Source organism: Kineococcus sp. TRM81007, from assembly GCF_022669155.1.
Taxonomy (GTDB): Bacteria; Actinomycetota; Actinomycetes; order Actinomycetales; family Kineococcaceae; genus Kineococcus.
Window position 1 is genome coordinate 75,538 of record NZ_JALBVB010000060.1, and the last position, 23,403, is coordinate 98,940.

Consider the following 23,403-nt stretch of genomic DNA (forward strand, 5'->3'; position numbering starts at 1 on the left):
CACCGCGGGGTCGGGGCGTGGGTCGACGGGGTGGGGATCAGGGGGCGTCGCGGCCGCTGCCGCGCGGGGCGCCGGCCGTGGCGGAGTCGTCGGAACCGCCGGCCGCCTTCGGCGCGTCCTGCGGCGTGCCGCGCAGGTACAGGAACCAGTAGGCGACCCCGACGAGCACCGCGCCGCCGATGGCGTTGCCGAGCCCGGCGAACAGCCAGTTGGTGAGGATGTCGCCCCAGCCGAGACCCGGGGTCCCGGCCCAGTACGCGGCGGGCAGGAAGAACATGTTGGCGACGACGTGGTCGAACCCGAGGGCGACGAACGCGGTGATGGGGAAGAAGATCGCGAGGATCTTGCCGGCGATGTCCTCCGCCGCGAGCGACATCCACACCGCCAGGCAGACCAGCCAGTTGCAGCCGACGGCGCGCAGGAACACCTCGAGGTTGCTCTCGGCCAGGGCCTTGCCGGACGCGATGGACGACAACCGCTCGAACGTCGCGGCGGCTGTGGTGCCGTCCTCGGCGCCGGGGCCGCCGATCACCCCGGTCTGCACCGCGAGGAAGTAGGCCACGAACAGCGAGCCCACCAGGTTCCCGGCCAGCACCAGGCCCCAGTTGCGGGCCAGGCGCCCCCAGGTGGTCTTGCGCCGCATGAGCGCCATCGGCACCAGCGCCATGTTCCCGGTGAGCAGTTCCGAGCCGGCGATGAGGACGAGGATCAGGCCCAGGCTGAACACGGCGCCGGTCACCAGGGTGATGGCACCGCCCCAGATGGCCCGGTCCATGCCGGCGCTGACGTCGACGGCCAGCAGGCCGGCGATGCCGATGTAGGCACCGGCGAGGAACCCGCCCACGAGGAGCTTGCCGACGCTCAGGTGCGCTTTCTTCTCCCCCGCCGCCACTGCGGCGACGGCGATCTGGTCGGGTGACTTGAACGCCACGGTCCCTCCCGGGGTGTTGCTAGGTGCGGGTCTCCGGGGCGCTGTGCTGCTGCGCGCCCCCGTCCTCGGCGCGGTGGTCCTCCTGCTCGAGCGCGCCGCGGTCCCGCAGGCGCTGGCGCTGGGGGACGACGACGTACTTGGGGTCCTTCGTGGAGGCCACACCGGCCTCGAAGACGGCCACGCGCGTCAGCAGCGACCCGGCCAGCAGGCTCGCGCCCGCGGCGGCGGACAGCAGGCGCGAGCGGCGGCCCAGGACCGCGCCGGCGGCACCGGCGAGGGTCAGCGCGCGGGCGGTCCTCAGGAACCTGCCGGGACGCCCGGTGTGGAACGGCTCGCTGACGAGGCCGTGCTCGTTCTCCATCCGGTGGGCCGCGGTCAGTTCCAGGCCGGCGCCGATCACGGCGGCGGTGCGGGCGGTGCCGGCCTGCGCCAGGGGTGCCAGCAGCATCCCGGCACCGGCACCGCTGGCCAGGGCGCTGCCGGCGAACACGAACGGCAGTTCCCGGTAGGGCTCGTGCCAGCTCGGCACGGCGGTGTCGGCGAACAGCACCGCGGTGTAGGTGGCCAGCAGCGGGGCGGTCAGGGCGGCTCCCGCGCCGGCGAGGGCGCCGGCCGGGCCGGCGACCTTGCGCGCCAGGCCGAGGACACCGTGCCGGGGCAGCAGCGGGGCGACCTCCGAGACGGCGGCGGCTCCCGCCAGCGGCCCGTAGGCGGAGAGGATCCACGTGCCCACGGACATCGGCGAGGTGGGTTTGGCGACGCGCAGCATCTGGTAGAAGCGCTCGGGCCGGCCCAGGTCGGCGATGAGGAAGTAGGCGCTGGCTCCGACCGCCCCGAGGGCGGTCAGCCGCAGGCCGCGGCGGGCGCCGACGTCCCCACGCAGGTTCGCCACCGCGCCGAGCATCGAGCTGCCCGCGGCGAGCCCGCCGGTGAACAGGTAGTACGCGATGTCGTGCTCCCACACCGGTGGCTTGAGCACCGCGCGGCCGTAGTAGGAGCGGAACTCCGCCTCGGGGACGACGGCGTTGACGTCACCCCGGCGGCGCTTGCCGCCCTCTTGGCGCCGGCGCCCCATGCCGGCGCTCCACATGCGCGCCGCCTGCCCGCCCACCGGGTCGGTGCCGGGCCGGTCGGGCTGGCCGGCCTGGTGCGGGGTGGCCTGGGAGGGCAGCGGCTCCGGCCGCAGGCCCTTCATCTGCGGCTGCTCGCTCATCGCCGCCCCACCGCCGCCGCGACGACGCCCAGGACCATCGCCCCGGCGGCGACCGCCATGTGCTTGTACATCGAGGGCAGGTCTCGGGTGGTGACCACGGGGTCCGGGGGCAGCCCGTACACCTCCGGCTCGTCCAGCAGCAGGAAGAACGCCCCGTCGCCGCCGACGCCGTCGTCCGGGTCGTGCCCGTACAGGCGCGCCTCGGTGACACCCACGTCGTGCAGCTGCTGCCGTCGGTTCTCGGCCCGCTCGCGCAGCTCGTCGAGGTCGCCGTACTGGATGGACTCCGTCGGGCACGCCTTCGCGCAGGCCGGCGTGTCCCCCTCGCCGAGGCGGTCGTAGCACAGGGTGCACTTCCAGGCCCGGCCGTCGACCTCGCGCTTGTCGATGACGCCGTAGGGGCAGGCGGACACGCAGTACCCGCACCCGTTGCAGATGTCCTCCTGCACCACCACGGTGCCGAACTCCGTGCGGAACAGCGACCCCGTGGGGCACACGTCCAGGCAGGCGGCGTGGGTGCAGTGCTTGCAGACGTTGGACATCATCAGCCAGCGCATGGACTGCCGGCCGTCGCGGTCGGGCAGCGCGGCGGGCGCCAGCATCCCCGGCATGCCGAGGAACTGCTCGCCCTGCTCCGCGGTCCCGGAGGCCCTCGTGGTGGCGGACGCCTGGGTGCCGCAACCGCAACCGCCGCCCGACCCGCAGCCGCCGGTCGCGTCCGCGGCGACGTCCGCCAGCGGCTGACCGCCGGGCACGCCGGTCCCGAGGCGCGACGCCTCGTCGAACACGTCGATGCCGGCGGCGACGGTGTCCTGCTGCAGTTGCTCCGCGCTGTGGCCGGTGGCCGCCGAGGCGAAGGGGGCCGTCTGGTTCCCCACCGGGCGGGACTGCTCGATGAAGGCGACCGCGCGCCAGGAGTCCGCCCCCAGCCCACCGGTGTTGTCGTAGGACATGCCGAGCAGGTCGATGCCGTCCTCCGGCACCGCGTTCCACTCCTTGCACGCCACTTCGCAGGCCTTGCAGCCGATGCACACCGAGGTGTCGGTGAAGAAGCCCTTGCGCGGTGGCGGGTCGACGTACCCCGCGTCGCGGGCGGGGTCCTCCAGTCGTCCGGACAGGCTGTTCGCCGAGACCACTAGATCTCCCTCCCCTGTTCCCCGCCGTCGCCGGCGCCGTCCCCGTCAGCCCGGTCCGCCCGGTCGTCACGGTCCTCGTCGGCGCTGCGGGCGGCCGCGCGCGGTCCGTCCCCCAGCACCAGGGCGCGGCCGTCGACGCCCTCCTGCTGCGGCTGCCCGGGCCGGGAGCGGATGTCGTGCCGCACCGACAGCACCTTCTCGATGAGCTCGGGGTGCTCCCCCGTGCCCGCGGGGGTGCCACCGGCCACGGCCTGCTCGCCGCGGGCCATCTGCCCGTCCAGGTACTGCTGGGTGACCGCGACGCTGCCGGTGGCCATCGTGACCCCGCCGCGCACGCGGTACTCGTCGACGAGGTCGAGCGCCCCGCGCCCCTGGGGCCGGCGGCCCGGGCGCACGTCGCACGTGCCGGCCTTGAACTCCTGGATGTGGACGTTGGGGTCGACCGTCATGTGCGCCAGGTCGTTGACGACGTCACCGGTCGTCAGACCGGCCGCTCCCCAGTGGTACGGCAGCCAGATCTGGTGCACCACGCGGTCCTGCACCTTCAGCGGGGCCAGGCGGTCGGTCACCATGACGCGCGCTTCCACCACGGCCCGCGCGGTGATGACGTGCGCCCACCCCAGGTGCTGCAGGCCGCGCTCGGCCGCCAGCTCCGGGGAGACCTCCATGAACAGCGCGGGCTGCAGCTCCGCCAGGTACGGCAGGAACCGGCTCATGCCGCCGGCCGTGTGGTGCTCGGTGAGGCGCGAGGTCGTCCACACGTACGGGAACACGTCGTCGCCCGGTTCCGGCGGGCTCGGGTGCACCTCGTTGAGGTGGTTGGTGTAGATCACCCGTGCCGGGTTCTGCTGCTGGGTGTAGACGGTGTTGCGGAACGGCGACTCGGCGGGTTCGTAGTGCGCCGGCAGCGGGCCGTCGACGACGCCCTTGGGCGCGTACAGCCAGCCCTTGCCGTCGGACTGCATGACGAAGGGGTCGTCGCCCGCGAGGGCCTCCACACCCGTGGCGCCCTCCGGCGGCCGGTACGAGGGCGCCTTGGTGGCCTCGAAGTCGGGCACGTCGTCGCCGGTCCACATCCCGGCGTCCTCGTCCCACCAGACCAGCGCCTTGCGCTCGCTCCACGGCTTGCCGTCGGGGTCGGCCGAGGCGCGGTTGTACAGGACGCGGCGGTTCATCGGCCACGCCCAGCCCCACTCGGGCGCGTGCAGCGACTGCTCGCGCCCGGGCTTGCGGCGGGCGGCCTGGTTGACGCCCTCGGCGTACACGCCGGAGTAGATCCAGCACCCGCTGGAGGTGCTGCCGTCGGCCTTGAGGGCGGTGTACCCGGGCAGCAGCTCACCGCTGGTGACGTCGTAGCCGTTGATCTCCTTGAGCACCGCGCGGGCGTCGGGCTCGTCGCGCTCGCCGTGCACCGGGTAGTCCCAGGTCATGTCGAACAGGAGGCGGTCGCGCGGGTCGGTGGAGCCGGCCAACTTCTCCCGCATGCGCCGGCCCAGGTGGTAGAAGAACCACAGCTCACTGCGCGCGTCGTCCGGGGACTCCACGGCCTTCTCGCGCCACTGCAGCAGCCGCTGCGTCTGCGTGAAGGTGCCCTCCTTCTCCACGTGGGTGGCGGCGGGCAGGAAGAACACCTCCGTGCGGCACTCCTCCGGGATGATCTCGCCGGTGCCGACCTCCGGGGCGTCCTGCCAGAAGGTGGCGCTCTCGATCATGACGAGGTCGCGCACGACGAGCCAGTCCAGGTTCGCCATGCCCAGTCGCTGGGCGCGGCCGTTGGCCGAGCCGACCGCCGGGTTCTGGCCCAGCAGGAAGTACCCGAAGATCTTCCCCCCGGCGATCATGTCCATGACCTGGCCGTAGGTGCCGTGGTCACCGTTGATGCGGGGCAGGTCGTCGAAGTGGTAGTCGTTCTCCGCGGTGGCGCTGTCGCCGAAGTACGCCTTGAGCAGGCTGACGGTGTAGGCGTCGGCGTTGCCCCAGAAGCCCTTCTGGTTCGTGCCCTTGATGTTGTCCACGTAGGTCTGCAGGTCCGGGTGGCGCTCGGCGTGCGGCATCTGCAGGTACCCGGGCAGCAGGTTGTACAGCGTGGGGATGTCCGTGGAGCCCTGGATGCTGGCGTGGCCGCGCAGCGCCATGATCCCGCCGCCGGGACGGCCCATGTTCCCCAGCAGCAGCTGCAGGATCGCGCCGGTGCGGATGTACTGCACACCGGTGCCGCGCTGGGTCCAGCCCACGCTGTAGACGAGCGCTCCGGTCCTCTCGCGGCCGGAGTTGGAGATCCACGCCTCGGCGACGTCGTCGAAGACGTCGGTGGGCACGCCGCAGACCTCGGCGACCATCTCCGGGGTGTACCGCGCGAAGTGGCGCTTGAGGATCTGCCAGACCGTGCGCGGGTTCTGCAGGGTCTCGTCGCGCTGGATCTGCTGGTGGTCGACGGGGGCGCCGCCGGACCCCATGGACTGGCCGGTCTCGCTGTCGGAGGAGCGGTTGGTCTCCTCCTCCTCCTGGCCGTGCTCCTCGGAGCCGGCGTACTGCCAGGAGTCGGTGTCGTACGAGCGGGTCTCGGGGTCGAACCCGGAGAACAGCCCGTCGAGGTCCTCGGGCCCCTGGAAGTCCTCGCTGACGATCCACGAGGCGTTCGTGTAGTTCAGCACGTACTCGCGGAAGTCACGCTCCTGCGTCAGGACGCGGTTGATGATCGCCCCGAGGAGCACGATGTCCGTGCCGCTGCGGATCGGCACGTAGGTGTCCGCGAGCGCGCTGGTGCGCGTGAAGCGGGGGTCGATGTGGATGACCTTGGCCCCGCGCGCCTTGGCCTCCATCACCCACTGGAACCCGACCGGGTGGCACTCGGCCATGTTCGAGCCCTGGATGACGATGACGTCGGCGTTGCTCAGGTCCTGCAGGTCACCGGTGGCCCCACCGCGACCGAACGAGGCACCCAGACCGGGCACCGTGGCGGAGTGTCAAATACGGGCCTGGTTCTCCACCTGGATGGCGCCCATCGCGGTGAAGAGCTTCTTGATGAGGTAGTTCTCCTCGTTGTCCAGCGTGGCGCCACCCAGGCTGGCGATCCCCATCGTGCGGTTGAGCTTGTTGCCGTGGTCGTCGGCGTCCTGCCACCCGCGCCGACGGGCGTCGATCACCCGGTCGGTGATCATGTCCATCGCGGTGTCGAGGTCGAGGTCGGTCCACTCGGTCGCGAACGGCGCCCGGTAGCGGACCTTCGTCTGGCGGGAGTCGCCGTTGACGAGCTGCTCGCTGGCGGCGCCCTTGGGGCACAGCCGCCCGCGCGAGTGCGGGCTGTCGGGGTCGCCCTCGATCGCGGTGACCCGCTCGTCCTTGACGTAGACGCGCTGCCCGCAGCCGACGGCGCAGTACGGGCACACGGACTTCGCGACCCGGTCGGCCTCGGCGGTGCGCGGCGTCAGCGTCGCGGACCGCTTCGACTGCGACGCGGCACCGCGTCCCAGTGGATCGTCGCCCGTGAGCTGCCGGTAGACCGGCCAGCCCTCGATGAAGGTCTTCAACCCCATGGCCCGGACCATACGGCAGGTTCCGGTGGCGCGCGCGTGCAGCGGGGACCAGCGTGTTGCGCGACAGCACCGGACGACTGAGGAGGAGCCCCCGTGGCAGTGCCCACGATCATGCTCAACGACGGCCGCGAGATCCCGCAGCTGGGCTTCGGCGTCTACCAGATCGAGCCCGCCGAGACCGCCGAGGCGGTGCGCCGCGCCCTGGAGGTCGGCTACCGGCACATCGACACCGCCGAGATGTACGGCAACGAGAGGGAGGTCGGCCAGGGCGTGCGCGACGCCGGCGTGGACCGCGCCGACGTCTGGATCACCAGCAAGCTGAACAACGGCTTCCACGAGCCGGACGCCGCCCGGCGGGCGATCGACGAGTCGCTGGCGGCGCTGGAGACCGACTACCTGGACCTGTTCCTCATCCACTGGCCGCTGCCCACCCGGTACGGCGGGGACTTCGCCTCCACCTGGCGGGTGCTGGAGGAGGCGCACGGCGACGGTCGGCTGCGCTCGATCGGCGTGTCCAACTTCCAGCCGCACCACCTGCGCCGCCTGCTGGACGAGACGACGGTCGTGCCCGCGGTCAACCAGGTCGAGGTGCACCCGTACTTCACGAACGACGAGGTGCGCCGGGCCGGTGCGGAGCACCAGATCGCGGTGGAGGCGTGGTCGCCCATCGCGCAGGGCGCCGTCCTCGGCGACCCCGTCATCACGGAGATCGCGCAGCGGTACGGGAAGAGCCCCGCGCAGGTCGTGCTGCGCTGGCACGTGGAGCGCGGCGACATCGTCTTCCCGAAGTCGACGACGCCGGCGCGCATCGAGGAGAACTTCGCCCTGTTCGACTTCGAGCTCAGCGGCGAGGACGTGGTCGCGATCGGCGCCCTGGACAAGGGCGAGGAGGGCCGCACCGGCCCGAACCCGGACACCTTCGACTACGTGCCCGGCTGATCCACCCCCGTGCCCGGGCCGGCCGCCGCGCTGCGCCGCGGCGGCCNCCGGCGCCCCGGTGGACGCCGGCCGCGCGGGCCCGGGGAGCCGCGGTCGGCTCGCCCGGGCGGCCTCACGACGCCGGTGCGCCGTCGCCCGGGCCGTAGCTGAAGTACGGCCAGCCGTCCCGCCACTCCACCTCGCGGATCTGCATGCGGATGGTGCCGCCGGTGGCCGCGTCGTAGTAGTGGTGCACCGCGTAGGTGCGACCGCGGTCGTTGAGCACGTCGAGGGCGCCGGTGCCGACCTGGTTCCCGCGGGAGCCCAGCAGCAGGGTGCCGCCGCCGTCGGTCATGGCCCGGCCCTCGCGGTCCACGAACGGGCCGGTGGGGCTCTTCGAGCGACCGACGACGGTCTTGTAGGTGCTGTTCACGCCCTGGCAGCAGAAGTCCCAGGAGGCGGTGAGGTACCAGTAGCCGCCGCGCTTGAAGACCTGCGGGTTCTCGATGGCGTTGGGCGGGTCGACCGGGTTGCTGGCCAGGTCGATGACGGGCCCGGTGGGGGTGAACATGTCCGCCAGCCGCTGGATCTTCACCCCGGTCCAGAAGGAGCCGAAGGCGATGTACCACTGGCCACCGTCGGAGAAGACCTGCGGGTCGATCGCGTTGAAGTCGTCGTCGGTGTCCGAGCGCAGCACCGGGCCGTGGTCGACCCAGCTGTCCAGGTCGCCCGGGGTGCGGGTGGTGGCCACGCCGATGGCGGAGTTGTTGGACCCGAACGAGGACGCCGAGTAGTACAGGTAGAAGGTGTTGCCGCGCTGCACGACGTGGGGGGCCCACAGGTGACCGACGCCGTACGCCCTCGTCCACTCCGGGAGCTCGATCGCCCCGACCGACTCCCACGGACCGGCCAGGTCGGTGGACCTGCGCACGAAGATCCCGCCGGGGTCGTCGGGGTTCGCCACACCGGTGGAGAAGACGTAGTAGGTGCCGCGGTCGCTGAACAGCGTGGGGTCGTGCGCGGGGTCGTCCACGACCCCGGCCTCGTAGTCGCCGGTGTCCCCGCTCATGGGCAGCTTGCCGCTGGGCGGCGGGCCGTGGTGCCCGGCGGCGTTCGCGGTCGCGCCACCGGCCAGCAGGCACAGGGCGGCGGCGGACGCGGCGAGGGAGGTGCGGCGGCGGCGCCGCGCGGGCGCCGTCTCGTCGCCGGTGGTGGATCGGGGCACGGGTTTCCTCCTGCTCGTCGTCGAGCGCACCCGGACGGGTGACCTGCGCAGCATGCCCCGCGACTACAACGTTGCACAAGTCCGCTCCGGAACACTTGACCCCGTCGCTGTGCGCTACCTAGGTTGAACGGCACGCCACCGGTGACCCGAGGCGCGCACCGCTGCGCGCGGACCGCCACGCGACCCCCACCCGTTGCGGTGCAGCACGTCCACCTCCGGGACGGCACCGGTCCCGGAAGGATCCCCCGTGCCCACCTCCTCCTCGCGCGCAGCCCTGGCGCCGGCCGCCTGAACGAGCGCGACCGCACGTACCTGCGCCTGGACCTGGCGAGCGGGACGCGCGGCACCTACGGCGTGACGAACGCCGGCTTCAGCGACGGCACGGCGGTGCAGGCCGGTGAGCTGTACGACGTGTCGGTGTGGGCCCGCAGCGACGCGACCGGCGGCACACCGCTGACGCTGGCGCTCACCGGGGACGACGGCCGGGCGCTGTCCGGGCAGTTCCGGGTCCAGGTGCGCGGGGACGGGTACTCCCAGTTCGCCGAGGACATCGGTGCGATGCCGTTGCCAGTGGTACCGGCCCTGCTCACCGGCTGCGGGCAGAACCAGGCCACCGACGACCCCGAACTGCTGCAGCGCCACGTGCAGGACACCCTGGACCTCATCGAGTTCGCCAACGGCCCGGCCACCTCCACCCGGGGCCGGGTCCGCGCCGAGATGGGCCACCCCGAGCCGTTCGGCCTGACCCACCTGGGCATCGGCAACGAGGAGGACCTGCCCGAGGAGTACGCGGAGAACTTCGCGGTCTTCCGCGACGCCGTCGCGGCCGCATCTGGTTCGACGGCGAGGAGTCGTGGGGTTCGGCCAGCTACGAGGTGCAGAAGCTCTTCATGACCAACGTGGGCGACAGCGTCGTGCCGAGCACCGCCACCGGTGGCGTGGTGCCCGTCGAACCGATCGCCGGCGGGGTCGGGTTGTCCACCTGGCGCACCGCGGCCCGCTGCGACGACGTGCGCGTCACCACCCCCGACGGGCGGACCCTGTTCTCCGACGACTTCTCGGACGGCGCCGGGCAGTGGTCCCCGGTGACGGGGACGGGCACCTGGGCGGTGACCGACGGCGCCTACGAGCAGACCGACACCACGGTCGAGAACACCCTGGTGCGCACCGGCGACCTGGGCTCCACCGACTACGACGTGACGCTGGAGGCGACGAAGACCGCCGGTGACGAGGGCTTCCTCGTCGGCTTCGGCGTGCAGAGCGGCGGCGACCACCACTGGTGGAACCTCGGCGGCTGGAACGGCACCCAGGGGGCGGTGGAGAAGGCCACCGGCGGCGCGAAGGAGGCCCTCGCCCTCGAACCGGGCACCATCGAGACCGGCCGCACCTACGACCCGCGCATCGAGGTGCGCGGCACCACCGCCGAGACGACCGTCATCACCGGCGACCCGGCCGCGGAGAACACCCGCGAGTCGCAGCCCGTGCAGCCGGTCACCAGCACCGTGCACGGCATCGAGCGGGTCTTCACCCGCGACTTCCCGGCGCACTCGGTGACGTTCCTGCGCATCGCCCCCCGCTGAGGCGGTCCCGGTGCCGCCCGCCCGGCGGAGCGGGCGGCACCGGCGCAGGGCGGGTCAGCGGGCGGGGAAGACCGCCGTCTGCCCGCGCGCCACGTACTTCACGACCTCCCCCAGCCCGCGGCGCTCCACCTCGCCGCGGAAGTGCGAGAGCGGCGAGCGGAAGAGGCGGTAGTCGTCCACGTGCACCGGGACGGCGTGCACCGGGTCGACGACCTGCAGCAGGTCGGCGCCCTGCACGCCGTCCATCGTGACCACCAGGCCACCGGGCAGGGTGGTACCGCCCAGGTGCAGCACGGCCAGGTCCACCTCGGGGTGGCGCAGGGGGATCTCCCGCAGCTCCGGCACGTTCAGGGTGTCCCCGGAGACGTACACGGTGAACTCGGCACGCGCACCGGGCGGGCCGAACTCCCACACGCTGCCCATCACCGGTGGCAGCAGCCGCTGCCACGGTCCCGGCGCGTGCCGGCCGGGCACCGCCGTCACCCGCACCTGCACCCCGTCGCGCACCAGCGTGCGGGAGTCCCAGGTGTCCAGACCGGTGACGTCGGTGAAGCCGTGGCGGCCGGCGAGGCGGCGACGGGCGTGCGGCGTCGTCAGCAGCGGGACGTCGTGGGGCAGTCCGCGGCGGGCGACACGGTCGAAGTGGTCGCCGTGCAGGTGCGAGAGCACGACGCCGTCCAGCCGCGGCAGGTCCTCGACGCCCAGGGCCGGCTCGGTGAGCCGCTTGGCGACCAGCCCCTTGCCGAGGTAGGCGCGCTGCCCCCGGTGCAGGAAGTTCGGATCGGTCAGCAGCGTCAGCCCGCCGTAGCGCACGAGCGTCGTCGCGGTGCCGATGAAGGTCAGGGACAGCTCCCGGTCGCTGGGCTCCACGGCACTCCCCTACCCCGCCGGCGGCTCCGGGAACCGCCCCGGGGCGGGAACGGTTTCCCGGCGCCCGCCGCGGGTAGTGCACCGGCGTGGACGACGAGCGCACCCCCCCGCCGGACCGGCAGCACCTGCTGGCGATCTACCTCAACGACCACCTGGCCGGGGCCACGGCCGGCCGGGCGCGGTTCGCCCGCGCGGCGCGCAGCCACCGCGGCACGGACGCCGGCCACGTCCTGGGGCGCCTGACCGCCGAGGTCGACGAGGACCGCCGCACGCTGACCCGCCTCCTGCGGACGCTGGGCGTCGAGCCAGACCGCCGGTTGCAGGTGCTGGGGCGGGCCGGGGAGGCGCTGGGGACGTTGAAGACGAACGGCCGCCTGCTGCGCCGCTCCCCGCTGAGCTCGGTGGTCGAGCTGGAGATGCTCTCGCTCGGCGTGCAGGGCAAGGGGGCGCTGTGGCGCTCGCTGCGGGAGCTGGCGCTGAGCGACTCACGGCTGGACGCCGAGGAGCTGCAGGAGCTCGTGCACCGCGCCGACCGGCAGGCCGCGGAGCTGGAAGCGCTGCGCCGGGCCGCCGTCCTGGAGGCCCTGGGGCCGGGCGGCGACGGCGGGCGGCCGAGCGCCGTCCCGCCGCAGGCCGGGTAACGGCCGGGGCGCGTCAGGAGCCGCCCTGCGGCGGCAGGCCACCGGAACCACGGGCACCACCGGCCGCGCGGGTGGCGCCCTCGGCGTCCCGGGTGGCGCCGGCGGCCTCGGCACGGGCGCGGTTCAGCGCCTCCGCCGGGTCCTCCAGGACGGGTTCCTCGAAACCGGCCGCCGGGGCCTCGCCCTCGGGCCGGCGCCGCGGTGCGGAGTCCCCGCCTGACCCGTCGGGGCCGGAGCCGCCGTGGGCGTTGAACATCGCCCCGAACCCCTTGAGCGCGTCGTTGAGCTCGCTGGGCACGATCCACAGCTTGTTGGCGTCGCCGCGGGCGATCTGCGGCAGCGTCTGCAGGTACTGGTAGGCCAGCAGCTTCGGGTCCGGGTCGCCGCGGTGGATGGCGTCGAAGACCAGGGTGATGGCGCGCGCCTCGCCCTGCGAGCGCAGGATCGCGGCCTGCGCGGAACCCTCCGCGCGCAGGATCTGCGACTGCTTCTCCCCCTCGGCGGTGAGGATCTGCGACTGCTTGAGCCCCTCGGCGTTCAGGATGGCCGCGCGCCGGTCGCGCTCGGCGCGCATCTGCTTCTCCATGGAGTCCTGCACGCTGGCCGGCGGGTCGATGGCCTTCAGCTCGACCCGGTTCACGCGGATGCCCCAGCGCCCGGTGGCGTCGTCCAGCACACCGCGCAGCTGGCCGTTGATCTGGTCGCGGCTGGTGAGGGTCTGCTCCAGGTCCAGGGAGCCGACGACGTTGCGCAGGGTGGTGACGGTGAGCTGCTCGATCGCCTGGATGTAGTCGGCGATCTCGTAGGTCGCCGCCTTGGGGTCGGTCGGCTGGTAGTAGATGACGGTGTCGATGCTGACGACGAGGTTGTCGGAGGTGATGACGGTCTGCGGCGGGAAGGAGACGACCTGCTCACGCAGGTCCACGGTGGCGCGGACCTTGTCGATGAACGGCACGAGGAAGTGCAGGCCGGCGTCCAGGGTGCGCGAGTAGCGGCCCAGCCGCTCCACGATGACGGCCGTGGCCTGGGGCACGATGCGGATGGTCCGGGCGATGACGATCGCGACGAACAGCAGGACCAGGGCGAGGACGACGATCGTCACGACGGTGTCCGTCACGGTGTCCATCAGGGCTTCTCCTCCGGCGGGGCGGGCGGTGCGGCGGGGGCGGGCGGGCCGACGACGGCCGTGGCGCCGTCGATGGCGACCACGACGACGTCCTCGCCCGAGGTGAACGCCTGACCGGCCGACGCCGAGCGCGCCGACCACGTCTCCCCGACGAGCTTGACGGTGCCTCCGCGCACGGTGACGTCGGTGAGCACGAGGGCCGGGCGGCCCAGCAGGGCGGGCGCGTTCGTGGTGCCGGCCGGGGGCATCCGCAGCCGGCGCAGCAGCACCGGGCGGACCGTGCCGACGAGCATCGCTGCGGCGGCCGCGGCCACCAGGACCTGGCCGACGTACCCCAGGCCCGCGGCGTCGGCGAGCGCCCCGGCCAGCGCACCGCCGGCGAGCATCGCGAACACCAGGTCCAGGGCGGTCAGCTCGAGGATGCCCAGGACGAGCGCCGCGGCGATCCACAGCAGCCACGCGTGGTCCAGCAGGTCCTCCAGCCACCCCACGACGACCACCCCCCTGCCGATCCTAGGGCGCCACCCCGGGGCGGTGGGCCGCCGGCGGGCGTGTCGTCGCGGGTCCCGGCGCGCGGTCAGGGCGCGCGGCTGGTGTGCTGGGGCGCGGACGCAGCCGAACGACAGTGAGGAGCACCCGTGACCGCCCAGTTCGTCGTCCTCGGCGCCACCGGGGACCTGACCGCCCGGTACCTGCTGCCCGCCCTGGCGCAGGTCGCCCCGCTGCACCCCGACGGGGTGCGGCTGGTGGGCGTCGCCCAGGACGACCTCGACGAAGGGGGTTTCCGCGACCACGTGCGCAGGGCCCTGGCCGAGGGTGCGGGTGACGCCCCGGAGGAGGTGCGCGAGCAGCTGTCCGGTACCGCCGCGTACGTCCACGGCGACGTCACCGACCCGCAGGTGCTGCGCGCCGCGCTGGAGCGCGCCGGCGACGGCGAGCCCGTCGTGGTGTACCTGGCCCTGCCCCACGTGCTGTTCGAGCGGGTCGTCGCCGCGCTCGGCGAGTGCGGCCTGCCCGAGCACGCGCGGGTCGTGGTGGAGAAGCCGTTCGGGCAGGACCTGGAGGGCGCCCGCCGCCTGAACGCCGCGCTGGGACGGGTCGTGCCCGAGGACCGCACGTTCCGCGTGGACCACTTCCTGGCGAAGCAGACCGTCCTGAACGTCCTGGGCCTGCGGTTCGCGAACCGCCTCTTCGAGTCGGTGTGGAACCGCACGCACGTGGAGTCCGTCGACATCGTGTTCGACGAGACCGTGGACGCGCAGTCCCGCGCCAGCTACTACGACCGCTCCGGCGCCCTGCGGGACATGGTGCAGAACCACCTGCTGCAGCTGCTGGCGTACGTGGCGATGGAACCGCCCCAGTCGATGCGCCCGGCGGACCTCAGCGCCCGCAAGGTCGACGTGCTGCGCGCGGTGCGCGCGCTGGACGGGGACGAGGTCGGCCGCTGCACGGCGCGCGGGCGGTACACCGCCGGCACGGTCGACGGCCGCCACGGCCGCCGGGAGGTCGGCGACTACGTCGACGCGACCGGCGTCGACGCCGATCGCGGCACCGAGACGTACGCCGAGGTGGTGCTGCACGTGGACACCTGGCGCTGGGCGGGCGTGCCGTTCCGGCTGCGCACCGGCAAGGCGCTGGGCGCGGACCGGCGCGAGGTGGTCGTCCGCTTCGCGGAGGTGCCGCACGCGGTGTTCGAGGGTCCGCGCCCGCACCGCAACGAGCTGCGCCTGCAGCTGGACCCCGACCGGGTCTCGCTGCGCTTCGACCTCAACGGCGCCGGCGACCCGTTCGAGCTGGAGGCCGTGGAGATGGGCGCCGACCTGGCCCGGCAGGAACCGGGCCCCTACGGGCAGCTGCTGCTGGCGGTGCTCGCCGGCGACACCCGGCTGTCGGCGCACGCGGCCGAGGCGGAGGAGGGCTGGCGCATCGTCGAGCCCGTCCTGGCGGCGTGGCAGCACGGAGCGGCGCCGCTGCAGGAGTACGCCGCCGGCAGCGACGGCCCCGACGGCCCGCCCGCCCTGGCGGGGGCGGACGGGCGCTGACGGCGCGGCGCGCCGCCGGTCCGCTCAGCCCTCCGCGAGCTCCTCCAGCGGGGGGCAGGAGCACACGAGGTTGCGGTCACCGGTCGCGCCGTCGATGCGGCGCACCGGCGGCCAGTACTTCGCGCGCGGGTCCAGCCCGCCCGGGTACACCGCCTCCTCGCGGGTGTAGGGGTGGTCCCAATCCCCCGCGAGGGACGCGGCGGTGTGCGGGGCGTGCCGCAGCGGGGAGTCGGCCACCGCCCAGCGGCCCCGCTCGACCTCGCGGACCTCGGCGGCGACGGCGAGCATCGCGTCGCAGAACCGGTCGACCTCGGCGAGGTCCTCGCTCTCGGTCGGCTCGACCATGAGGGTGCCCGCGACGGGGAACGACATCGTCGGGGCGTGGAAACCGAAGTCGATGAGCCGCTTGGCGACGTCCTCGACGGTCACGCCCGTGGCCCTCGTCATCGGGCGCAGGTCCAGGACGCACTCGTGGGCCACGAGGCCGCCGGGCCCGCGGTACAGGACCGGGTACGCCTCCCGCAGCCGTGCGGCGACGTAGTTCGCGCTGAGCACGGCCTGCACGGTGGCGGCGCGCAACCCGTCGGCCCCCATGAGCCGCACGTACGCCCACGAGATCGGCAGGATCCCGGCGGAGCCGAACGGTGCGGCGGAGACCATGCCGACGCGTTCGGGGTCGGCGTCCGGGGAGGTGGCGGGCAGGAACGGCGCCAGGTGGGCGCGCACCGCGACCGGCCCGACGCCGGGGCCACCGCCGCCGTGCGGGACGCAGAACGTCTTGTGCAGGTTCAGGTGCGAGACGTCCGCGCCGAACCGGCCCGGCCGGGCCAGCCCGACCAGGGCGTTGAGGTTGGCGCCGTCGACGTACACCTGGCCGCCGGCGTCGTGCACCAGCGCGCACACCTCGCGGATCGACTCCTCGTACACCCCGTGCGTGGACGGGTACGTCACCATGATCGCGGCGAGGTCGTCGGCGTGCTCGGAGACCTTGGTGCGCAGGTCGTCCAGGTCGACGTTCCCGTCGCCGTCGCAGGCCACGACGACGACGCGCAGGCCGGCCATGACGGCGCTGGCGGCGTTCGTGCCGTGCGCGGAGCTGGGGATGAGGCAGACCGTGCGGTGCGCCTCGCCGCGGGAGCGGTGGTGCGCGCGGATCGCCAGCAGCCCGGCGAACTCCCCCTGCGAACCGGCGTTCGGCTGCAGCGAGACCGCGTCGTAGCCGGTGACCTCCGCCAGCCAGCGCTCCAGGTCGGCCACGAGCTGCGCGGTGCCGGCGAGCTGGTCGGCCGGTGCGTACGGGTGCAGGTCGGCGAACTCCGGCCAGGACACCGGTTCCAGCTCGGTGGTGGCGTTCAGCTTCATCGTGCACGAACCCAGCGGGATCATCCCGCGGTCCAGGGCGTAGTCGGCGTCGGACAGGCGGCGCAGGTAGCGCAGCATCGCCGTCTCCGAACGGTGCTTCGAGAACACCGGGTGGGTCAGGAAGGGCGAGGTGCGCAGCAGCGGCGCCGGCAGCGCGTGGGCAGGCGCGTCCCCGGCGGGGGGCAGGCTGAAACCGGTCAGGGCCGCGGAGACGTGCTCCGCGGTGGTGGTCTCGTCGCAGGTGAGGCCGACGTGGTCGCCGTCCACGAGCCGCAGGTTCACCCCGGCCGCCAGCGCCGCGGCGACGACCTCGCGGGCGCGGCCGGGCACGCGGGCCAGGACGGTGTCGAAGAACTCCTCGTGCACGACCTCCACGCCGCCGGCGCGCAGCGAGGCCGCGACCCGGGCGGCGGTGCCGGCCACCTGCGCGGCGATCGCGCGCAGGCCCCGCGGGCCGTGGTGCACGGCGTAGCAGCCGGCCATCACCGCCAGCAGCACCTGCGCGGTGCAGATGTTGCTCGTGGCCCGGTCGCGGCGGATGTGCTGCTCGCGCGTCTGCAGCGCCAGCCGGTACGCCGGGGCGCCGTCGGCGTCCTTCGACACGCCCACCAGCCGGCCGGGCAGGGAGCGTTCCAGCCCGGCGCGCACGGCCATGAACGCGGCGTGCGGGCCGCCGGCGAACATCGGCACCCCGAAGCGCTGGGCGGAGCCGACGGCGACGTCCACGCCGAACTCGCCGGGCGCCCGCAGCAGCGCCAGGGCCAGCAGGTCGGCCGCGGCCACGGCCACGGCGCCGCGCCCCTTCGCGGCGGCCACGACCGCCTCGAGGTCGCGCACGCGCCCGGAGGTGCCGGGGTACTGCACGAGCAGGCCGAACAGCGCCCGCTCCCCCAGCACCCCCAGCGGGTCCGGCGCGTCCAGGTCCACGGTCACCAGCTCGATCCCCACCGGCACCGCGCGGGTGCGCAGCACCGCCAGCGTCTGCGGCAGCACGTCCGCGTCCACGGCGAACACCGCCCCGGCGGGTGCCTTCGAGACCCGCCGGGCCAGCGCCATCGCCTCCGCGGCGGCGGTGCCCTCGTCCAGCAGGGAGGCGTTCGCCACGGCCAGGCCCGTCAGGTCGGCCACCGCGGTCTGGAAGTTCAGCAGGGCCTCCAGGCGGCCCTGCGAGATCTCCGGCTGGTACGGGGTGTACGCGGTGTACCAGGACGGGTCCTCCAGCACGTTGCGCCGCACGACCGCCGGGGTCCGGGTGCCGTGGTAGCCCAGCCCGATCATCGAGGGCACCACCCGGTTGCGCCCGGCCAGCTCGCGCAGGGCCGCCGTCACCGACGACTCGTCCAGCGCCGGCGGCAGGTCCAGGGCACCGGGCGCGTCGAGGATCCCGGCGGGCACGGCGCGGCGCACGAGCTCCTCGGCGTCGGCGACACCCACGGCGGCGAGCATCCGGGCGGCCTCGCCGGCGTCGGGGCCGGTGTGGCGGGCGCTGAACGGCAGCGGCCCGGGCGCGTCGAGAGCGGGCGGCGCAGTGGTGGTGGTGCCGGCGGGTGCGGTGGCGGTCACGGGGACTCCGGGGGTTCGCGGCGGTCGGGACGCCCCCGTCTGTCGGTGCGCGCAGCGGCACCTCCAGAGCGGCCTGTCCCCCGCGGTCCTTCCGCCTGAGAGGTTCCGGGGATGTTGCCCCTTCGGCGCCCCGGCCGGACCGGGGTCTCTCCCGCGCGGGATGCGCAGCCAGCTTCCGCCGCCACTGTAGGCCACGGGTGCGGGCCACGGGTGGCCGTGACCACCCCTCCCGCAACCCGCCCGCAACCCGCCCGCAACCCGCCCGCACCCCTCCCGCACCCCTCCCGCACCCCTCCCGCAACCCGCCGGGAACGGTCCCGCGGCCCTCGCCCGATCCGCGCGACGGGTCGTGCGAGCACCGATCACCCTGCGGCACGGGCGATCCCGTACTCGTGAGACCTGTATCCTCACGCGGTGATCACCGTGGCCGTCTGCAGCGCGAAGGGTGGCGTCGGCAAGACGTCGGTGGTCCTGGGGGTCGCCTCCGCGGCCCTGCACCGCTCCGTCAGCACCCTCGTCGTCGACCTCGACCCGCAGGCCGATGCCACGTCGGGCCTGGACGTCACGGCGCAGCGGTCCCACGACGTCGCCGCGGTGCTGCGCACCCCGAAGCGGCGGGTCGCCGAGTCCGCCGTGGCGCCCAGCGGCTGGGTGGACGACCACCCCGGCCTGCTCGACGTGGTCAGCGGATCGGCCGCCTCCGCGCGGCTGGACGCGCCCGACCACGAGCAGGCCGACCTCGACGGGCTGCGGCGCGCCCTGCGCAAGCTCGACGACCACGAGCTGGCGCTGCTGGACTGCCCCCCGTCGCTGGGCGGGCTGACCCGCTCGGCGTGGCGCGCCAGCGACGCCGTCCTCGTGGTCTCCGACGCCAGCCGGTTCTCGGTGGCCGCCGTGGGGCGCACGCTGGACGAGGTGGGGGCGCTGCGCTCCGGCCCGCGGGTGGCCGGGGTGCTCGTCAACCGCTACTCGCCGCGCTCGGGCGAGCAGCGGTTCCGGCTGGAGGAGCTGCGCTCGCTGTTCGGCGACCTCCTCCTGGAACCCCTGCCGGACCGGGTGGCGGTCCCGCAGTCGCAGGGTTCGGGCAAGCCCCTGCACGCCCTGCGAGCCGTGGCGGCGCGCCGGGTCGCCGCGCAGTTCGACACCGTGCTGGACGTCCTGCTCGCCTCGCGACCCGCTCGAGCTCGTCGCAGCGGGTGATGGGCGCGAGACTGGGTGGAACCTGAGAAGCAGCTCAGGCGTCGAAGTGCACGAGAGGGCGACATCGCTTACCGTGCGCTGACGGTGCGGGACGACCCCCACGTGCGCACCGATCAGCACCACCCCGCGTCGCCGCGGGTCCGAGGAGGTTCCGTGACGCCCAACGCCCCCACCGACCGACCCCGCCTCGTGCGTGCCGCCCGGACCACGCCGGCGCCCGGCACCGCAACCACCCCGCACGCCCCCGCGCTGCCCGTGCCGCAGCGCTCGGGCTCGGCGGCCCTGCTGCGCACCGGTGAGGAGCACGCCGAGGTCACGCGCGTCCTGCAGCTCGTGGACGTGCTGCGCGCGCGGTGGACGCGCGCCGGCGCGGACATCGCCACCCGCCTCCTGCCCGGGGTCGACGAGGCCGCGCTCGACGCGGTCGAGCACCAGCTCGGCCTGCTCGTGCCGCGTGGCGCCCGCGCCTGGTGGCGCTCGGTCGGTGGCGTGGACCCCGTGCGCACCCGCTACCGCGCGAGCCGCCCCACCGTCGGCCCCGGCGGCTGGGTGCCGCTGGGCCTGGAGGAGGCGGTCCGCCGCGCCACCGGTCAGGGCCCCGGACCGGGCGCCCCGCCCGGTCTGCTGCCGCTGTTCGCGCGCGACGAGGAACTGCTGGCCGTGCGGCTGGGCTCCTCCAGCGCCGTCGTGGAGCAGCTCGTCCTGGACGAGGTCGGCGACGCCTACCAGCACTCCTGGCGGGCACCGCTGGAGGTCCTGCTGTCGGCGTGGGCGGACGCGCTGCTGGCGGCGGTGCTGTGGCTGCCCGACAGCCACGACTGGGTCGTGGACCCCTTCGCCCGCCAGGCCCTGCCCCACGCGCACCTGCTCGACTGACCCCTGCTGCCGCGGGACCCCGGGAACGCGGCGGNGGCACCGCCGCGTTCGCCGTGGAGCCGTCAGCCCGCCTCGCGGGCGCGACGCCGGGCGCTCAGCTCGTCGGCCAGCACCACCGCCGATGCGGCCACCTCGGTGCGCTCGGCGAGGCGCTCGCTGGGCAGGGACGCCAGCTCCCCCTCGACCTCGCGCCACACCCGGCCCACGGCGATGCCGAACACGCCCTGCCCGCCCTGGACGAGGTCGATGACCTCATCGGCGGAGGTGCACTCGTACACGCTGGCGCCATCGCTCATCAGGGTGATCTGCGCCAGGTCGTCCACGCCCCGCTCGCGCAGGTGCGTCACCGCCGTGCGGATCTGGTGCAGCGAGACGCCGGTGTCCAGCAGCCGCTTGACCACCTTCAGCACGAGGATGTCGCGGAACCCGTACAGGCGCTGCGACCCGGACCCCGTGGCGCTGCGCACGCTCGGCTCCACCAGCCCCGTGCGGGCCCAGTAGTCCAGCTGCCGGTACGTGATCCCCGCGGCCTTGCACGCCGTCAGGCCCCGGTAGCCGACCTCCTCGTCCAGGTCCGGCAGGTCCTCGGCGAACAGGAGACCCTGCGAGGGCACCGGCTTCCTGCCGCGCGACGACTCCGCGTCCGCGTCTGCCTCGCCTCTGCTCACGCCGGCCTCCTCCTCATCGCCCCGGTCCGATCGTCGATGCCGTGCCGACCGGGAGCGTCCTGTCAACTGACCGTAGAGTCGCACCCGCGGAGCGTCAACGAGGCGCGCGGCGCGCCGCCCACGGATCCGCTCACCGCTCCGGCCCGGAACCGGATTCGAAGTCCTCCGGGGTGATGTGGTCGAGGAACTCGCGGAACTTCTCGACCTCGTCCTCGTCCTCGTCGGGCACCGGCACGCCGCCGGAGTCCAGGACCTCATCGGCCCCCACGATCGGGCAGCCGACCCGCAACGCCAGCGCGATCGCGTCCGAGGTGCGCGAGCTCACCGTCGCGCCGCCGTCGAACGCCAGCTCCGCGAAGTAGACGTTGTCGCGCACCTCCACGATGCGCACCTCCTCCAGCCGCCGGCCCAGGGCCGCGACGACGTCCTTGAGGAGGTCGTGGGTCAGGGGCCGGGGTGGCACCACGCCCTGCTGGGCGAAGGCGATGGCGCTCGCCTCGGGCGCCCCGATCCAGATCGGGAGGTAACGGTCCCCGTCCCGCTCGCGCAGCAGCACGATGGGGTTGTTGGAGGGCATCTCGACCCGGACGCCGATGACATCGAGCGCACGCACACCCTCACCGTACTCCCCCGGAGGCCGTCGCGGCGGGTGGCACCCCGTGCCGCGCCGACCCGGCGGCGGTCAGCTCGTGGCGCGCTCCAGGGCGCCGGCCACCAGCGCGGTGTGCAGGCGCAGGCACGCGGCGGCGATCTCGCGCGCGACCTCCTCGGCGCGGGCGGCGGAGTCCACCGAGCGCTGCCGCCGCAGCGGGGCGGCGACCTGCTCGGCCAGCGCCACCTCGCGGTCGGCGGCCGTGCGGAACACGCGCAGGTGGCGCGCCTCGATGCCGTGCGCCGCCAGCGCGGCGGCCGCTCGCAGCACCTCCAGCGCCTCGCCGTCGTACCAGGGGCCGCCGGGCACCGGGGCGAGCACCCCGAACCCCTCGAGGGCGTCCAGCAGCTCGGCGTCCACCCCGCTCTCACGCAGCAGCTCGGCGCGCGTCAGCCGCAGCTGCGCCGCGCTGCCGTCGAAGCGCTGGGCCGCGGGCGCCCCCACCGCCTCGGGCACGCGCGGGGAGGCCGCCGGGTGCTCGGGCGCCTGCAGGCCGCGGTCCATCGCCTGCAGGTTCTCGCGGATGACGCGCAGCGGCAGGTAGTGGTCGCGCTGGGCGGTCAGCACGTACCGCAGGCGGTCCACGTCCGAGGAGGAGAACTTGCGGTAGCCGGCCGCGGTGCGCCGCGGCTCCACCAGGCCCTGCTCCTCCAGGAAGCGGATCTTGGAGATGGTCACGTCGGGGTAGTCCGGCGCCAGCAGAGCCATCACCTCACCGATGGTCATGCGCGGCGCGTCCGGGTCGAAGGCCGCCCGCGAGGCCGCTGCGCTCACGCGGTCCGCCCGCCCCCACCCGGCGCGGCCGGCGACGACTGCGGGCTCGGGTGGTAGACCATCCGGTACTTGCCGATCCGGACCTCGTCCCCCGCGCGCAGCAGGACGTCGTCGATGCGCTCGCGGTTGACGTACGTGCCGTTCAGGCTGCCGACGTCGCGCACCCGGAAGCCCGGACCCGACGCCGGGTCCGGCGCGCGCAGGAACTCCGCGTGCCGGCGGGAGACGGTGACGTCGTCGAGGAAGATGTCGCTGTCCTGGTGCCGGCCGGCCGAGGTGCTCTCCGCGTCCAGCAGGAAGCGCGCGCCCGCGTTCGGCCCGCGGCGCACCACCAGCAGCGCGGAACCGCGCGGCAGGGCCTCCACGGCCGCCAGGTCGTCGCCGCTGAGGCCGCCCTCCACGGCCTCGTGGACCTCCGGGGCGGCCAGCCCCGCGAAGGACATCGTCGAGTCGGCGGGACGCTCGTCCGCTCCCGGCCCGGGGATCGCCCCCTCCTCCGGAGACGTGCCCGACGGAGACATCGCACCACCTCTCGCAACACCGCGGACGGCACGCCGCCGCGGTCCTCCGCGGCGGGCACGGCCCGCTCCTGACGCTGATCGCCAGCCTAGCCGGGGCGGGGAAGCGGCTCCACACTCCCCGTGCACGCCGCTCCCCCGGACGGGGGAACACCCCTCGCGGACGGCCTCAGCCGACGTGGGAGCGGTAGCCCTCCGCGTCCAGCAGGCCGTCCAGCTGCGCGGGGTCCGAGACGGTCACGGTGAACATCCACCCCTCGCCGTACGGGTCGGAGTTCACCAGGTCCGGGCGCGTCTCCAGGCCCGGGTTCTGCGCGGCGACGACCCCGCTGACGGGGGCCGTGATCTCGCTGACGCTCTTGGTGGACTCCACCTCGCCGCACGCCGCTCCGGCCGTGACGGTCTCGCCCTCGGCCGGCAGGGAGACGTACACCACGTCCCCCAGGGCGTCCTGGGCGTGGTCGGTGATGCCCACGCGCACCGTGCCGCCGTCCTCGGCGCGCACCCACTCGTGCTCGGCGGTGTAGCGCAGGTCCTCGGGCACGCTGGAGGCCATGGGGCGTCTCGCTCCT

The 23,403-nt window shown here is 74.3% G+C and carries 18 protein-coding genes, 2 pseudogenes and 1 riboswitch; of the genes and pseudogenes, 6 read left to right on the forward strand and 14 right to left on the reverse strand.

What is annotated here, in order from left to right; all coding sequences use genetic code 11:
• Nucleotides 1-37: 37 nt before the first annotated feature.
• From MN205_RS19505 to fdh, 4 genes and pseudogenes are all read right to left on the reverse strand, one after another.
• A complete protein-coding gene (locus MN205_RS19505; protein WP_242130108.1) occupies nt 38-931 on the reverse strand; it encodes a formate/nitrite transporter family protein in 894 nt (297 codons plus the stop codon).
• A 19-nt stretch (nt 932-950) separates the two neighbouring features.
• Nucleotides 951-2,144, reverse strand: a complete 1,194-nt coding sequence (gene nrfD / locus MN205_RS19510) for an NrfD/PsrC family molybdoenzyme membrane anchor subunit (RefSeq protein WP_242130110.1) — start codon at nt 2,142-2,144, stop codon at nt 951-953.
• Complete coding sequence (locus MN205_RS19515; protein WP_242130111.1) at nt 2,141-3,280, reverse strand: 4Fe-4S dicluster domain-containing protein; 1,140 nt, start codon at nt 3,278-3,280, stop codon at nt 2,141-2,143. The genes nrfD and MN205_RS19515 overlap by 4 nt, the downstream gene beginning before the upstream one ends.
• A 290-nt stretch (nt 3,281-3,570) precedes the next feature.
• Nucleotides 3,571-6,816: pseudogene (gene fdh / locus MN205_RS19520) on the reverse strand (formate dehydrogenase); the annotation flags it as partial.
• Between the two features lie 111 nt (nt 6,817-6,927).
• On the opposite strand from fdh, the gene MN205_RS19530 reads away from it, so the two are divergent.
• Nucleotides 6,928-7,755, forward strand: coding sequence for an aldo/keto reductase (locus MN205_RS19530; RefSeq protein ID WP_255820850.1), 828 nt, complete (start codon nt 6,928-6,930; stop codon nt 7,753-7,755).
• A gap of 112 nt (nt 7,756-7,867) precedes the next feature.
• Here MN205_RS19530 and MN205_RS19535 read toward each other — a convergent pair whose 3' ends face one another.
• Nucleotides 7,868-8,959: an arabinan endo-1,5-alpha-L-arabinosidase gene (locus tag MN205_RS19535; RefSeq protein ID WP_242130115.1), complete on the reverse strand. Its 1,092-nt coding sequence runs from the start codon at nt 8,957-8,959 to the stop codon at nt 7,868-7,870.
• 528 nt (nt 8,960-9,487) lie between these two features.
• Between MN205_RS19535 and MN205_RS19545 the strand changes: the two are divergent.
• Nucleotides 9,488-10,539 (forward strand): annotated as a pseudogene (locus MN205_RS19545) (alpha-L-arabinofuranosidase C-terminal domain-containing protein); the annotation flags it as partial.
• 54 nt (nt 10,540-10,593) lie between these two features.
• On the opposite strand, the gene MN205_RS19550 reads toward MN205_RS19545, so the two are convergent.
• Nucleotides 10,594-11,409 (reverse strand): MBL fold metallo-hydrolase, encoded by an 816-nt coding sequence (locus tag MN205_RS19550; RefSeq protein ID WP_242130118.1) that lies wholly within the window; start codon nt 11,407-11,409, stop codon nt 10,594-10,596.
• A gap of 86 nt (nt 11,410-11,495) precedes the next feature.
• On the opposite strand from MN205_RS19550, the gene MN205_RS19555 reads away from it, so the two are divergent.
• Nucleotides 11,496-12,050 (forward strand): hypothetical protein, encoded by a 555-nt coding sequence (locus MN205_RS19555; RefSeq protein ID WP_242130237.1) that lies wholly within the window; start codon nt 11,496-11,498, stop codon nt 12,048-12,050.
• Between the two features lie 13 nt (nt 12,051-12,063).
• Here the strand turns inward: MN205_RS19555 and MN205_RS19560 are convergent, their stop codons facing one another.
• Both MN205_RS19560 and MN205_RS19565 read right to left on the reverse strand, forming a co-directional pair.
• Nucleotides 12,064-13,176 carry an SPFH domain-containing protein gene (locus tag MN205_RS19560; RefSeq protein ID WP_242130119.1) on the reverse strand — a complete coding sequence of 371 codons (1,113 nt, stop codon included), beginning with the start codon at nt 13,174-13,176 and terminating at the stop codon, nt 12,064-12,066.
• Entirely contained in the window at nt 13,176-13,676 is a 501-nt protein-coding gene (locus MN205_RS19565; RefSeq protein WP_242130120.1) for an NfeD family protein, read from the reverse strand. The genes MN205_RS19560 and MN205_RS19565 overlap by 1 nt, the downstream gene beginning before the upstream one ends.
• 138 nt (nt 13,677-13,814) lie before the next feature.
• Here MN205_RS19565 and MN205_RS19570 point away from each other — a divergent pair, with 138 nt between their 5' ends.
• Nucleotides 13,815-15,218, forward strand: a complete 1,404-nt coding sequence (locus MN205_RS19570) for a glucose-6-phosphate dehydrogenase (protein WP_242130121.1) — start codon at nt 13,815-13,817, stop codon at nt 15,216-15,218.
• Nucleotides 15,219-15,242: 24 nt separating this feature from the next.
• On the opposite strand, the gene gcvP is transcribed toward MN205_RS19570, so the two are convergent.
• The gene (gcvP, locus tag MN205_RS19575; protein ID WP_242130122.1) at nt 15,243-18,143 is read right to left on the reverse strand and encodes an aminomethyl-transferring glycine dehydrogenase; all 2,901 of its coding nucleotides are present in this window, start codon (nt 18,141-18,143) and stop codon (nt 15,243-15,245) included.
• A 73-nt stretch (nt 18,144-18,216) separates the two neighbouring features.
• A riboswitch (glycine riboswitch) is annotated at nt 18,217-18,307 on the reverse strand.
• Nucleotides 18,308-18,557: 250 nt separating this feature from the next.
• On the opposite strand from gcvP, the gene MN205_RS19580 reads away from it, so the two are divergent.
• Together MN205_RS19580 and MN205_RS19585 are read left to right on the forward strand one after the other, a co-directional pair.
• Nucleotides 18,558-19,343 carry a ParA family protein gene (locus MN205_RS19580; protein ID WP_242130124.1) on the forward strand — a complete coding sequence of 262 codons (786 nt, stop codon included), beginning with the start codon at nt 18,558-18,560 and terminating at the stop codon, nt 19,341-19,343.
• 153 nt (nt 19,344-19,496) lie between these two features.
• Nucleotides 19,497-20,219, forward strand: a complete 723-nt coding sequence (locus MN205_RS19585) for a hypothetical protein (RefSeq protein WP_242130126.1) — start codon at nt 19,497-19,499, stop codon at nt 20,217-20,219.
• A gap of 62 nt (nt 20,220-20,281) precedes the next feature.
• Here MN205_RS19585 and MN205_RS19590 read toward each other — a convergent pair whose 3' ends face one another.
• The 5 genes from MN205_RS19590 to gcvH all read right to left on the reverse strand — a co-directional run bounded on the left by MN205_RS19590 (nt 20,282) and on the right by gcvH (nt 23,387).
• A complete protein-coding gene (locus MN205_RS19590; RefSeq protein ID WP_374115992.1) occupies nt 20,282-20,887 on the reverse strand; it encodes a MerR family transcriptional regulator in 606 nt (201 codons plus the stop codon).
• Nucleotides 20,888-21,017: 130 nt separating this feature from the next.
• Complete coding sequence (locus MN205_RS19595; RefSeq protein ID WP_242130128.1) at nt 21,018-21,500, reverse strand: bifunctional nuclease family protein; 483 nt, start codon at nt 21,498-21,500, stop codon at nt 21,018-21,020.
• A 69-nt stretch (nt 21,501-21,569) separates the two neighbouring features.
• Nucleotides 21,570-22,265, reverse strand: coding sequence for a MerR family transcriptional regulator (locus tag MN205_RS19600; RefSeq protein WP_255820864.1), 696 nt, complete (start codon nt 22,263-22,265; stop codon nt 21,570-21,572).
• 44 nt (nt 22,266-22,309) lie between these two features.
• The gene (locus MN205_RS19605) at nt 22,310-22,834 is read right to left on the reverse strand and encodes an FHA domain-containing protein (RefSeq protein WP_305037247.1); all 525 of its coding nucleotides are present in this window, start codon (nt 22,832-22,834) and stop codon (nt 22,310-22,312) included.
• A gap of 166 nt (nt 22,835-23,000) precedes the next feature.
• On the reverse strand, nt 23,001-23,387 hold the full coding sequence (gcvH, locus tag MN205_RS19610) for a glycine cleavage system protein GcvH (RefSeq protein WP_242130131.1): 387 nt from the start codon (nt 23,385-23,387) through the stop codon (nt 23,001-23,003).
• Nucleotides 23,388-23,403 lie beyond the last annotated feature (16 nt).

Bases quoted from the DNA above. Each gene is read 5' to 3' on its own strand.
- MN205_RS19560 (WP_242130119.1), bottom strand. From the start codon at position 13,176: ATGGACACCGTGACGGACACCGTCGTGACGATCGTCGTCCTCGCCCTG.
- MN205_RS19600 (WP_255820864.1), bottom strand. From the start codon at position 22,265: ATGACCATCGGTGAGGTGATGGCTCTGCTGGCGCCGGACTACCCCGAC.
- MN205_RS19530 (WP_255820850.1), top strand. From the start codon at position 6,928: ATGCTCAACGACGGCCGCGAGATCCCGCAGCTGGGCTTCGGCGTCTAC.
- gcvH (WP_242130131.1), bottom strand. From the start codon at position 23,387: ATGGCCTCCAGCGTGCCCGAGGACCTGCGCTACACCGCCGAGCACGAG.
- nrfD (WP_242130110.1), bottom strand. From the start codon at position 2,144: ATGAGCGAGCAGCCGCAGATGAAGGGCCTGCGGCCGGAGCCGCTGCCC.
- MN205_RS19605 (WP_305037247.1), bottom strand. From the start codon at position 22,834: ATGTCTCCGTCGGGCACGTCTCCGGAGGAGGGGGCGATCCCCGGGCCG.